9 protein-coding genes are annotated in these 13,671 nt (G+C 58.9%); all 9 read right to left on the reverse strand.

Annotated elements, in window-relative coordinates; all coding sequences use genetic code 11:
* Window position 1: 1 nt before the first annotated feature.
* Window positions 2-1,477, reverse strand: coding sequence for a family 10 glycosylhydrolase (locus KBC96_09360; GenBank protein ID MBP6964600.1), 1,476 nt, complete (start codon window positions 1,475-1,477; stop codon window positions 2-4).
* A 25-nt stretch (window positions 1,478-1,502) separates the two neighbouring features.
* Window positions 1,503-3,341: a hypothetical protein gene (locus KBC96_09365; GenBank protein MBP6964601.1), complete on the reverse strand. Its 1,839-nt coding sequence runs from the start codon at window positions 3,339-3,341 to the stop codon at window positions 1,503-1,505.
* Between the two features lie 8 nt (window positions 3,342-3,349).
* On the reverse strand, window positions 3,350-5,158 hold the full coding sequence (gene mutL / locus KBC96_09370) for a DNA mismatch repair endonuclease MutL (GenBank protein ID MBP6964602.1): 1,809 nt from the start codon (window positions 5,156-5,158) through the stop codon (window positions 3,350-3,352).
* A gap of 94 nt (window positions 5,159-5,252) precedes the next feature.
* Window positions 5,253-7,850, reverse strand: a complete 2,598-nt coding sequence (mutS, locus tag KBC96_09375) for a DNA mismatch repair protein MutS (GenBank protein ID MBP6964603.1) — start codon at window positions 7,848-7,850, stop codon at window positions 5,253-5,255.
* A gap of 1 nt (window position 7,851) precedes the next feature.
* Window positions 7,852-9,213 (reverse strand): tRNA (N6-isopentenyl adenosine(37)-C2)-methylthiotransferase MiaB, encoded by a 1,362-nt coding sequence (miaB, locus tag KBC96_09380; protein ID MBP6964604.1) that lies wholly within the window; start codon window positions 9,211-9,213, stop codon window positions 7,852-7,854.
* Between the two features lie 152 nt (window positions 9,214-9,365).
* Window positions 9,366-10,067 carry a YjbH domain-containing protein gene (locus KBC96_09385; protein ID MBP6964605.1) on the reverse strand — a complete coding sequence of 234 codons (702 nt, stop codon included), beginning with the start codon at window positions 10,065-10,067 and terminating at the stop codon, window positions 9,366-9,368.
* A gap of 176 nt (window positions 10,068-10,243) precedes the next feature.
* Window positions 10,244-11,002 carry a twin-arginine translocase subunit TatC gene (gene tatC, locus KBC96_09390; protein MBP6964606.1) on the reverse strand — a complete coding sequence of 253 codons (759 nt, stop codon included), beginning with the start codon at window positions 11,000-11,002 and terminating at the stop codon, window positions 10,244-10,246.
* Between the two features lie 115 nt (window positions 11,003-11,117).
* Complete coding sequence (locus KBC96_09395) at window positions 11,118-12,464, reverse strand: hypothetical protein (GenBank protein MBP6964607.1); 1,347 nt, start codon at window positions 12,462-12,464, stop codon at window positions 11,118-11,120.
* A 199-nt stretch (window positions 12,465-12,663) separates the two neighbouring features.
* Window positions 12,664-13,671, reverse strand: a 1,008-nt coding sequence (locus tag KBC96_09400; protein ID MBP6964608.1) for a Gfo/Idh/MocA family oxidoreductase, incomplete at its 5' end; no start/stop codon positions are given.

Genomic DNA, 13,671 nt, shown 5'->3' on the forward strand with positions numbered 1-13,671 from the left:
ATCAGAAATCCTCATCATGCGGCGCAACAGCCTCCTCGTCGAACAACCGCTCCACAATGGGCCACCAGTGGTATTTCTCAAGGTAGACGAGATCGAAGAGCATTACTCCATCACTATGCGCGAGCGCTGCGCGGACCGCGGACTCGAAGGCGTTAGGGCTTTTCTCGTAATCTCTCAGGTACAGACCGCCGTATACGGGGCATGCACCCCTCACTGCCTTGCGCGATCTCCTGCAGGCCGCCTCCACTGTTGCCCCCTCTGGACGGCCTGCGCGCCTGGCCTGATCTACCGTCGCAATCGGATAGTAACAGCCAGTGCACAGGAAGTCGAGCAACTCGGCATACCCGGTGCGGTTATGCGCAGGTGTCATCCATGGAGCCCCGGCATGGTATCCTTCACTGGCCCAGTTTGCACCTTCGTTGTAGTAGTGATCGTACCAAGAGCCGACATACGCGGACACCTTTGCTCCCGGACGGAGCGAGTGGCAGATACGAGTCGCATCCACGACAAAGTCCTTGATCTGGTGGGCTCGCCACTCGAGCCACTCACGATAGTACTTGCCCTGCACCACAGGAAGCCAGGGCCTGTCGTTGATTCGGAATACGTCGTCGGGCCACATCAGGCATGAGTCGCCGAGCCACGCACTGAACCGCTCCCTGCTGAGATCGCTGAAATCGGCATGCAGGTTGGGGTATCTCATTCGGTCGAAGACAATACCGTCAACCGGATAGCCACTCATGATCTCCGCTACGATATCTAACTCGTATTCGCGGGCCGGCCCGATCGGGTTCACAAATACGCCGTAGGATGGCAGGCGCGATTCGGCCATCCTGCGAAACACGGGAGATGCTGAGAAACTCACCCTGTCCTCAGTGGCTATTCCACGCGCTTGACCTTCGGGAATCGCAATCACACACCCGTCAGTTTCAGGAGGAGCATACTCCGGAGATACCGCCCTGACGCAGTCTCTGCTCACCGTAACGAAGGTTCTCGCCTCGCCGGAGGGAGATGCCGCATTCCTGGAGGTATAGATGCTGACCGTTTCACGCAAATCCGGCCTGTCAACCGAGGATGCCTCAAACTCAGCCTTTCCGATCGATATGCGCCACAACCCCTCGTGCGAGACAACCTGCCATTCCGGACGATCGAAGCCGGGTCCCTGCCTGAAGTGCCTGTGGCCCTCGGAGAACACATTGATATTGGCGTGCACCCTGATGCCACGTGCATGCCCTTCAGCGATCATCACCTGGAGCAGGTCAAAATCGCCCGGGTAGGCGAATCCCTCTACCTGCGTAAGTCTCGGCGCGACAGCACTCTTGTACAGCACTTCTCCGATTAGCGGTTTGACATCCACCACTATCGCATTGATCCTCGCCCGCTTCGCGCTCTCTACGATCCGGCGAACGCCTTCGACGTCGGCCATGCGGCTGATGTTGGCCTCTGCGTCGCACCAGAGTATCCTTGCTTGCTTCAGCAAAACACTCACTCCTCTAGGAAGGATCTCACTTCGCGACTCGTACGATCAAAGTCGCCGGATATGCTGACCCGGACAAGGGTATCGTCCGGATCGTGCTCCGGCGGGTCTGCCCCGGCTGCAGCGTATACCTACCGATCACCCGTTCGTCCGGCGGATGCATCCGTTTGATTTCCGAGTAGGTGCCATCTAGAAGGAAGATTCCAGCGGCCGGACCGGCGGGTGCCTCAAAGAGAACCTCAACGATCTGCTGCCTGTCGGTCGGATTATCGATCGTCAGGCGGATATCGTATGTGATTCCGAAGCCATACAGCACTCTATCGAGAGTAGCGTGCTGGATGGGGTTCTTCCCCAGTCGAATGAATTGCCACGACTTCCCTACTGTGTATTCCGCGTCCACGATCTTCCAAGGTCTCGGAAAGACACCATCGGAATAGGCGACTTTCGCTGGATCGAACCCTGTCAACGGCAGGTCAACACCGAGCGGGTCGTCCGCCAGTCGCTGCGTCTCCGGCTTCGCGATCACGCGAGCGACCAGCTGCTGCCCCGTGAGTTGTCGGAACTCCATGATCCCGCTGGCCGTCTTGGGGTGATGAACCGCTTGGCTCACGAGCACGCGTCTCGAATTGGGGGCAAGGGTCAGAATGCGACCGATCAGCGACTGATAGCTGTTCAGGAAATCCCTGCCCGCAACGTACCCGACGACCACAACGTCGGCCATCGGCTCCGCGACACCTTCGATTATGTGCAGTTCCGCAGGCTGGTCGGATGGATTTACAACATCTATAACAAACCCCATGCACTGCTGCATATCATTGAAGTGGTGATAGAGCAGTCGGGTAGACTCCTGCGATGGGACCAGCTTCCCTGTGAAGAGCACCTGGAATCTGCGCACGGTCTCGGGTTCGTTGCAGAACCATATGCTCTCGGATTCGACCTTGGGCATCACGCGATTCTGGAGTTCCACCGTGCCCGTAAGTCTCACCGGAAGGTAGTCCACTCCCTCCGCCTCAAGCGACACCGGTACCTGCGTGCTCCGACCTGGCACGGGGACAGATACGGATTGAGGGACTTCCGTCTTCCTGATTGACGCGCCCGGCTCCAGCGATATCATTGAGTGAACCGATTCGCGAATCGATCGAAGTGCCAGAGACTGTGGAGGATTCAAGCCCGTGACCGTGGCCTTCACTCCGCCGTTGATGGCGGCCGCATACTTCCGCACCTTCACCGGCACGTTCACTTCATGTTGTCCGCAGCGCACTCTTATGGAACTATCTCCTACGGTCAGTCCCTCAACGAGGAGCATCCCGGCACTGGACGCAGGTTGCGCTCTGACCACACTGACATCAGCGACCTCCGCGCTGATGTCGCCGGGTATGAATACCTTTACCGAGAGAGTACGCTTCTCCCCGAGTGGGATCAGCATGCTCTCCGGCTCAACATAGATCGGTGGCAGGGTCAATACCTTTCGCAGGTTCGAGACCCACGTTTCCGCCAACTTCATCGCGGTCGTGCTTGCCGCCTTCGCATCGGTTGGAGTTGCGATCGCAAGAAGCGCACCGTTGACCAAGACCAGTCCGTTCGCGCCGGAAGCCTTCGCGGATATGGCCCGGATGTCCGTAAGCTTCTGAAGCATGACGGAGAGTCTATCAGCGACGATCGCCGCTCGATCCGCAGGCTTGAGGGTCCCATTAGAGCGCTGGACATGCATGAACCTTCTCCCGCTAACTGTGACGTATGCGGAACCGTCCTGCATCCGCTCGACCCCGACTCTGGCAGGGAACTTGGTCTGCTCCACAGCGGCGAGGCTGCCAGCCATCATGATAGAGATTATCGCAGAGAGTATCCACTTCTGTCGAAGAGTCATTCCCGTGCCTATGCCCTCCCGAAGAGTCTGTCAAGGTCGTGGTTGGAGAAGCAGACAACTATCGGCCTGCCGTGCGGGCAGAGGTAGGGGTTGCTTGTGCGACGAAGCTCCTCCACGAGTCGGATCATCTCGTCCGCGGCAAGCCGGTCGCCCGCCTTGACTGCCATCTTGCATGCAGTTGTGGTAATGATCGCGTCCCGATGTACGAGCAACCGGCGAGACGCGCTCATCTCCGTGAGTTCTTCAACGGTGTCCCGCAGAATCTCCTCGTAGTTCTTCTCGGCGATCAGCGCCGGTATGCTTCGAACGAGAAACGCGTCCCTGCCGAATGACTCGATCTCGAACCCCATCGCCCGCATTTCCTCGAGCCTGCTATCGAGGACCAGCGCTTCCCTGTGACCGAATGTCACCGTGAGCGGCATCATGAGCCTCTGTGCGCTCAGCTTCTCCTGCATGCCGCTAAGTTGATCGTAGATGACTCGCTCGTGTGCAACATGCTGGTCAATCAGGAGCACTCCCGCTGGACTCTGGGCGATAATGTACATATTTCGAGCCTGTCCGATGACCACCGATTCGGACAGAAGGTCCTGTGGGTCGGTGGGTTTCGGTTCGGTTGCACGTGCAGGTTCAGCGTTTGGAGAGGATGGCAGTTTGGAAGCCTGCATCCGCGTATGCAGGGCTTGTCGGAAGGACTCCAGATCGAGGCATCCGGATCCGGAACCCTGGGCCTGCGGCGTGGACGACGGAGCGAACGTCGGTCGCTGCACAGATGTTGCCGCCAATGGGATAATATCCGATCCGTCGGGCGCAACGGTGCTCGATGACAGCGCCTCGCGAATGCTCACTGAGAGCAGGTTGTGAATCTCCCACTCCTTGCTGAACTTGACCTCCATCTTCGTGGGATGAACGTTTACATCCACTATCTGTGGGTCCACTTCTATGAAAACGACAAGTAGTGGGAACCTCCCCTGCGGCAGGATGCCCCGGTAGGCTTCATCCAGAGCATGTATCAGGTTGCGGTTGCGGACGAAGCGCCTGTTGACGAAGAACATCTGCGCAGAGCGGTTCGCTTTGGAGTACGAAGGCCGGGAGACCAAGCCGCTCACGCGGTACGCGCCCGCATCGCCCGCCACAGGGATGACTGACTCTGCGGCATCCCGACCAAATACGGTGAGCACAGAGTCCACCGGACGGAAGGACTTCGGCGATCGGAGAATCTGCCGATCATTGTGCAAGAGAGTGATGTCAGTCTCGCTGTGTGAGACGGCGAACCGGCCGACCAGTTCTGTAATGTGACTCAGCTCGGTCTGCGCGGTCTTCAGAAACTTCTGCCTGGCAGGAAGGTTGTAGAAAAGCTCGTGCACCGAAACGCATGTCCCGACCGGCGCTCCTGCATCGGCGACCTCGACAACCTCGCCACCCATGACCGCGACCCTTGTTCCGCAGTCGTCGCAGTCCCTGCGCGTGAGAATCTCCGCGCGCGAAACGGAGGCAATGCTGGGCAATGCCTCGCCGCGGAAGCCGAGGGTTCGTATGTTGAACAGATCGTCGGCTGACCGCAGCTTTGAAGTCGCATGCCTCTGCAGGCAGACAATCGAGTCCTCCCGTGACATGCCGGTCCCGTTGTCGGTGACGCGGATCAATCGCTTTCCTCCGTCCTGAATCTCGATCCGTATCTCCGCAGAACCCGCATCGAGGGCGTTCTCCACCAGTTCCTTGACAACGGACGCCGGACGCTCGATTACCTCGCCGGCCGCAATCTGGTTCGCGGTCGTATCGTCGAGGACGTTGATTATCCGATTCGGGGTTACGGTCATAGCAGACCACTCTGTCGCAGTATTAGGGGCTCCAACGAGACTTCCCATTGCGCTGTCATTTGGCTCTGAGTCCAATCCATCGTAGCTGTACGGACTATTCTCTCAAGCTCTTCTGGAGGTCGTAGAGCATAGTCAAGGCCTCGATTGGTGTCATCACGCTGGTATCGAGCGCTTCCAGCTTCTCGATGACGTGATGCGGCTCGGCCTCAAAGAGCGTGAGTTGCAGCCTCTCAGTGCGCGCCGCCACCCTCACCTCCCGTCCGAGTTGTCCCCTCGACGTCCCGTTGCTCTCCAGCGACCAGAGGACCTCCTTCGCACGCTCCACGACTTCCTTCGGAAGCCCCGCCAGCTTCGCCACCTGAATCCCGTAACTTCGGTCCGTGCCGCCGGGAACGATCTTCCGAAGCCAGATCACCCGCTCCTCATCCTCCTTGACGGCAATGCGGTAGTTCTTGATTCCCGGCATCGTGCCTGCGAGGTCATTCAGATGGTGGTAGTGAGTGGCGAATAGCGTCTTCGCTCCGATTCCCCGTATGTGCTCCGCGACGGCCCAGGCGATAGATAGGCCGTCGAATGTGCTGGTGCCTCTGCCGATCTCGTCGAGGATGATCAGGCTTCGTTCGGTCGCATTGTTCAGTATGTTCGCGGTCTCGGTCATCTCGACCATGAAGGTGCTCTGGCCCGCATGGAGTTCGTCGTGCGCTCCCACACGCGTGAATATCCGGTCCACGACTCCGATTCGAGCGGAGTCTGCCGGGACGAAGGCCCCAATCTGCGCCATCAACGTGATCAGGGCCACCTGTCGCAGATATGTTGACTTCCCGGCCATGTTGGGTCCGGTGATGATAAGCAGTTGATTCTCCTCGCAGTCCAGCAAGGTGTCGTTCGGCACGAACGGCTCTCCGGTCTGAACACGTTCCACTACCGGATGCCTCCCGTTTCGTATCACCAATCCGGGGCCGTCATCCACCTCCGGTTTGCAGTAACGGTTGACCGCCGCTGACTCCGCGAACGAACAGAGCACGTCGACCTGTGCGACGGCGCCGGCGGCTGCAAGGACTCCTTGGGCCTCTTCGGAGACCCGGTCACGGACTGCGCAGAAGAGATCGTGCTCGAGTTCGGCAGCGCGATCCTCCGCGCCTAGAACGGCAGCCTCGTATTCCTTGAGTTGCGGCGTTATGAACCGTTCTCCGTTCACCATCGTCTGCTTCCGAATGTAGTCCTCGGGCACCAACGCAAGATTCGACTTGCTTATCTCAATGTAGTAGCCGAACACCGAGTTATAACCGACCTTCAGTGACCTGATGCCTGTGCGCTGTCTTTCCTCGGCTTCGAGACTCGCGATCCAGGACTTGCCATCCTTGCTAGCGCCGCGAAGCGTGTCGAGATCGGGATTGAACCCTGCCCTGATCACTCCTCCGTCCCTCACGTTGACCGGCGGCTCCTCGACAATGGCGTCACCGATGATCCCCGCCACAGCGTCCAGGCCCGACATAGATGAGCTCAGACCATGAAGCAGGTCGTTGGGAGAGATCGAGAGAGAATCCGCGATCTCGGGAAGCGCAAGGACTGAGTCCCGAAGTGCAATGAGGTCGCGAGCATTCGCAGTCCTCGCGACGGTTCGCGAAATCAACCTCTCCAGGTCGTATACCTTCTGAAGGGATTCCCTGAGGGCGCTGCGAATGAGAAGGTCCTCATGCAGTGCCCCCACCGCGTCTAATCGCCCGCGAATCTTCTGAACGTCCAGAAGCGGCTGTTCGAGCCATCTCCTCATCAGGCGCCCGCCCATCGGAGTGACCGTCATGTCGAGCACTTCGAGTAGGCTACCCTTCTTCGGTCCTTCGAGCAGTGACTGGGTGAGTTCCAGATTCCGTCTGGTCGGCGCATCCAGCACCATGAAACCGGAGGTCGAGTACGTGCTAAGGGACCGAATATGGGCCAGCGCTGCCGGCTGGGCTGACTCAAGATACCTGAGAACCGAGGCGGCGGCATCGAGGCCCGCAGTGAAGTCGTCGCAGCCGAATCCCCGTAGGGATGAGGTCTCGAAGTGTTCTAGCAGTACATCACGCGATGTCATGAACCCACCCGGAGAGAATCGGGTGAGTCTGGCCTTGCACGAGTCCTGAATGCGCTGGGATAGCTCGTCGCACTCTTCCGGGACGAGGACTTCCGCGGGGGCGATCCTGGCAATCTCGTCGAGAAACCGCTGCTCTGACTGACATCCGGCGATTTGGGTCACGAGAAACTCGCCGGTAGAGATATCTATGACCGCGAGGCCGAATACCTCGCTCCTGAGCACGACCGCCATGAGGTAGTTGTTGCATCCCGGATCGAGCATTGAGTCCTCGAGTACGGTTCCGGGAGTCACGACTCGGGTCACCTCGCGCTTGACCAGTCCCTTCGCGGACTTGGTGTCCTCGACCTGGTCGCAGATAGCCACGCGATAGCCTCGAGATATGAGGCGAGCGATATAACGGTCGACGGAATGGTATGGGACTCCGCACATCGGCATGCGCCCGGACTTGCCGGCATCCCGCGACGTCAGGGTGATTTCCAACTCCTTAGAGGCTATGTGGGCGTCTTCGCCGAACATCTCATAGAAATCGCCGAGCCGGAACATGAGGATGACGTCCGGGTGCTCCTGCTTGACGGCCGTATACTGCTGGAGCATGGGGGTGAGTCTCGAAGTCATTTCACTCGATCTCGCCGCTGAAACCCCACGGGTGAGCCTGGGAAGCGCGCACCATGACCAACTCCCCAGTCAAACCGGGATGAGCCCTGAAGTTTACCGTCTTGTTGCCTCGGGTATATCCTGTCAATCTGGAAGCGTCTCGCTGACTCGGACCCTCCGTCAGCACCTCGAAGGTTTCGCCGACACGCTCCTCATTGCCCCTGAGGGTGATTTCATTCTGAACGGCGATCAGCTCGACGAGACGCCGTGTCTTCGTTCTGCCGTCCACCTGGTCGTCCATGAGAGCGGCGTCGGTTTCGGGGCGCGGGTTAAAAGCAAACATGAACGCACCGTTGAAGCCGATGGCCTCAACGAGAGTGACGGTGTTCTCGAACCGCTCGTCCGTCTCACCGGGAAAGCCCACCATGACGTCGGTGGTCAGGGAAATACCGGGAACGCGCAGTCGCAGCTTGTCAACCAGATCCAGATACTGCTCGGCCGTATACCCTCTTCCCATCCTGCGGAGTATCTCATTGTCCCCTGACTGCATCGGCAGGTGAAGATGCTCGCAGACCTTCGGCAGCTCGGCAATTGCCTCGATGAGTCTGTCGCTCAAATCCTTGGGATGCGAGGTAGTGAAGCGTATTCGCTGGAGCCCTTCGACATCGTTCAACTGTTCCAGCAGATCGGTGAAGTCCGTGTCCACCGACTCCCCGCGGTAACTGTTCACATTCTGCCCAACCAGTGTGACCTCACGACAGCCCTTGTCCACCAATTCCCGAACTTCAGCAACGATCTCGGATGCTGCGCGGCTGCGTTCGGGACCTCGGACACGCGGGACGATGCAGTAGGTGCAGAAGTTGTCGCAGCCGTACATCACGGGCACGAACATCCTGAGTCCGACATCCCCGATGATTCGTTCGATACAGCAGCAACGTGAATGACGCGCGCTCGAAGGCCGTTTGCCGTTCCTCAATGGAAGATCGAGCGCCGATGCAAATCCGCGGGAACTTCGCACATCTTCGATGAGAGACGGCAGTCGCTCAATGTTGGCGGTTCCGAGCACCAGATCTATGAACGGCATCGTCTTTCGCAGCTCCAAGCCGTCTCTCTGTGCCATACATCCGCACACGCCGATGATCAGATTCGGTTTCTCCTGCTTGAGAAGCCTGAGTTCGCCGAGTCTGCTCCGAACCTTCTGCTCCGGTTTCTCCCGAACGGAGCATGTATTGAGGACGACGATATCGGCGTCCATCGGATCATTCGTAGAGCTGAATCCTGCTCGGGCAAGGAGATTCGCCATCTGCGTGGAGTCGTCCTCGTTCATCTGACAACCCCACGTCATGATCATGAACTTGGTTTGATGCTGCTGAGTGAAGGCCATTGTGCAACCAACCTCTGCGAGCATTATAGCGTAATCTGGGTGCGTGAATCAAATGCGGCTGATGCCGGGGGCTGTGTGGTGAGGAGTAGACGCCGATAGGCGCCGCGAATATAGGAGGCGGCGAACCGAAGCCCGCCGCCACAAGGATCGGACTACAGATCTATGCCCGCTCTGACGAATGAGAGTCCGAACGCGAAATCGTTTCCGTCTATTATCGCGCCGGAGGCAGTCAGGCTCTCGCTGAATGCCAGCCTTACGCCGAAGTTCATCATTGACTTCTTGTCGAACATATTCATGAGGCTGAGGCTGTTCACATACTCGGCCGACAGGCTGATCTGCTCGTTCAACTCCCAGTCAAGGCCGCCGAAGAAGCCGTTGTATATGCCGCCGCCGATTCCAACCATTGCATGGATCGGGGAGATCGGCTTACCCATCAGGTTGCTGGCAAACGGCGTGATATTCTTCCCCAGAACAGCATAGAACCCGGGGTCATCGTTCGGATCCAGTTCCCCGGTGACGTCAATCGCGCCGATCACCAGGGACGGAATCGCCTCGGTCTCCTCGATCACGGAGTACTTGAAGCTGAAGAACGTGTTGCTACCTACGCCTGCAACGTCCGGATCATAGTGGCCGAAGCCGACCTCGAGTTGGTTGTTCACACCGACGTTTGCCCCGATCACGAAGGGCGTGTTGTCGCTCTGCACCATGAACATCCCCGCACTGAAATCTCCCGCCATAAGAACCTCGTCACTCGGAGTCAGTATGTTACCGGTGATACCGAGAAACGAAGGACTCGCAAACGCCGCGCCTGAGAGAATCGCAACTGCCACGGCGGCTACCAGAAGTCGTGTCATGTCATTTCCCCTTTCCTTGCGCCAAGAGCCCTGCCGCCCGTCGCCCATTCTGGCCGTTGCAGGGCCGACAAACCAACATTCGACGAGGGAGTGAGACGACCCCTCTTCCATGCTCCATTACTCATGCTCGTCCGCAAATCCTTCATCCTCGTGCTGCAAAAAATGAGTAGCCCACGCTACGCTCGATGCTCGACCATGCGGACCAGGCCGATGCTGAGAATGTATAGCACGATCATCGGCCCACACATCATCATCATCGTGACAGCATCGCCCGACGGAGTGGCGGCGGCGGCAACTATGCCGATGACGACGATCGCCTGTCGCCAGTTTCGCGTGAGCATATCGGAAGTGACGATACCGACTTTTCCGAGGAACATCAGCACGACCGGCATCTGGAACAGCACGGCGAAGGCGAGATACGTCTTCACGATGAACAGCATGCTGGTCTGCACGTTCGGCATGAACTTCGCTTCTTTCGGGATGAGGCCTATGAGCCATCTGATGCCCATCGGCATCACGAAGTACGCCGTCACAAGCCCGAGCGCGGACAGCACGACTGACAGCGGAGCCACGAGTTTGACCGACCGCCGCTCTCGTCGGGTCAGGCCGGGTGCGACGAATCGCCAGCCTTCCATCGTTATTAGGGGCAGCGCCAGCACTATGCCGATAACGACGGAAATCTGCATCTTGATGCTGAACGCCTCAGTGATCCCCGTTATAAGAAACGAACTGTCGCCCTTCAAGAACACAGAAACAGGCGCTGTGAGGAAACTGAAAAAGCGGCTATAGAATATCCACCCGAAGAGCATGCCCACCGCGACGTATACGACCACTCGGATAATCCTCGTTCGCAGCTCGGTCAGGTGCTCCAGTAGCTCAAGCTGTCGGCCCGGGGCGTCGTCATCTTCTAACTCTGCAATCGCGGAATCGGACATTCGCACCATCCTGGATAATCTGCGGAGCCTGGCACACCAACTAGCGGGAACCAAAGAGAGGCGGGAGAGTATCCCCCGCCTTCACAGAGTGCTCTTCGACCAGCCGCTGCCAGGTTCAGTGAACCAACTCGACCTTCTGCTTGACTTCCAGAGTGACATTCACCCGATCCGAGGACGGGCCTGCCGCGGTCATGCCACCTGAAGCTCCCGGGCTGTAGAGCCCTCCTGGAGGTGATTCCCCACCGGGAGGCGTCTCGTTCGGCATCCCCTGAAAGCCCGGCGACATATCCCCGCCAGTCGGCGCGTTGAGCGACGGGAACTTGGCGGTGTATGCGCTCATGAGCTTCTCGCTGATCGATGCGACGGTGCTTCGGTCCATCGGCGCGGTAATCAGAACCGTAGTCTCACTCGAGATGACCTTACCCACCTGGAACGCGAAGTAGGTGATCTTCTCGCCCTTCATCGGCACGGGCTCGGTAAGAATCGGCGACTCGGGAAGCTTTCTTGTCCCGGAAAACGTGGTCCTGATCTTCGCGCAAGGATGTCCGCCCTGCCATTCGAGGCCTTCAAGCGTGCTCGAACAGGGCATGGATATGTTGCTGCCGGTCGCGACATCCTGGAACACGTTGTCAACGTCGGTCCAAGAGTCTCCGATGCGAACACGCGACACAGGCAGGTTCGGCAGATCCACCGAGAAAGCCGTTCCCGAAGCCCGAGACTGAATCACCCCGAGTGTCCTGCCCGCCCTATCCTCGATCTTATAGGTGGCCTTAGCGGTCACGCCGGTAACCGGGATACTCCGGCCTCCCTGGAGGAGTCTCAGCACCCCGTCCATCTTCTGGCGGACCAGTGCGGTTCCGTCGGGCCGCAGGTCTTCGATGCTCTGCAGCACGGTTAGCTCTCCGCCCTCGATCTCCTGACCGATAGTAGCCGCAAGCTCCTGTGCGCCTGCAACATCCTTGATGTTTGTGACCGACGTGAAGCGGTACTTGCTCTTCCCCCCGGTCTTGAGCGTGTACGAGAGCATCAGGCCTGAGGGAGGCATAAGCTCGGAAGCCTTGTTTCTCACGTTCACCGTGATGGTCTTCGCTACCCCGTAGGTTCTCCCAGCGCTGTCAAAGGCCTGCACGGTGACGGCGTGTTCGCCCTCTCGAGGCTGGCGCTGCGCCAGCGGAAGACTCGCGTCGGGGTCGAGTGACTTGGTATCCCACTCGTAGATGAAGGCGTCCGCTTCCACATTCTTCGCGATTGCGCTTCTCCTACGGCCGTCTATGCTTATCGAGACATATCCCCCGCTCGGAACGGAAGAAGCGGGCACGACGACCCTCACCACTTCGCGGACTGTCGCGCCGTCCATCGGGCGAACGATCTCGACTTCCGTCTGCGCGTAAGCGAGAGAACTCCCGCCCAAGACGGCCATCGCCACCAGCGCCGGTATCAAGACTCTCCAACCTCTGGACATGCTCTGCCTTCCTCCCACTAATGCTGTGACGCCGCAGTCGCGCGCTGACAGCTCGGACTTCCGGACGCAAGAATACGCCGCGCGTGCAATGTTAGCACACGCCCCGGGCAAAGTCAATGAAGCCGATCCTCGCGTGACCACCGCTCCGACTGCCCTGTTCTATGACTGCGCTGAGGCCGCGGCTGTTCCCGCATCGGGGTCAGTCCTTGATCTTCACCCAGGACTCAGTCTCAGCCGACTTCTCGACCGACTCGAGCACGGCCTGGCACTTGAGCCCGTCGTAGAAGTTCGGGCTCGGGTTCTTGCCCGCCGCGATCCCGTTCATAAGGTTGTAGACCTGGTGTACGAAGGTCTGCTGCCACCCGATGATGTGTCCGGCAGGCCACCAACCCTTGAGGTAAGGATGGGACCCCTCGGTGACCAGAATGGTCTTCCAGCCCTGCTGGCCGTCCTTGTCCTTGCGGCTGAAGTACTCCAGCTCGTTATACCGCTCGATGTTGAAACGGATGCTCCCTTCGCTTCCGTTCATCTCGAAGTGGACTCCATTCTTGTTGCCGCCCGCGAACCTCGTCGCCTCGAAGGTGCCGATCGCCCCGTTCTTGAACCTGGCCATGAAGAGAGTCGCGTCGTCAACCGTGACATCGCCCATCTTCCCGGAGCCTTTCGCCCCCGCCAGCCCGACAACGTTCGCGCTGAGCAAGGGCCGCTTCTTGATGAACGTCTTCATCATCCCGCACACCGAGTCGAACTCCCCGCAAAGCCAGCGGCCCATGTCAATGATGTGCGCGTTGAGGTCGCCGTGCGCGCCGGAGCCCGCCTTGTCCTTCTGAAGCCGCCAGACAAGCGGGAAATCCGGGTCCATGATCCAGTCCTGGAGGTAGACCGCCCTGAAATGGTACGGCGTCCCGATCATTCCCTTCTCGATCATCTGCCGAGCGAGCGTGACAGCCGGCACGGTCCGGTAGTTGAAGTTGATCATGTGGATGATCCCCGCCTTCTCGACCGCCTTGATCATCTCACGGCACTCCGCAACGCTCAAAGCCATCGGCTTTTCGCAGAAGACGTGCTTGCCGTTCGCGGCGGCGGCGAGGGCGATCTCGCGATGGGTGTCGTTCCCCGTGGATATGTCCACGAGATCAATGTCATCCGCCTCCACCACGCGCTTATACCCCTCGCTGGAGCGCTCCCAGCCGTACTGATCTGCGAA

This window comes from Armatimonadota bacterium, assembly GCA_017993055.1.
GTDB lineage: Bacteria > Armatimonadota > UBA5829 > DTJY01 > DTJY01 > JAGONM01.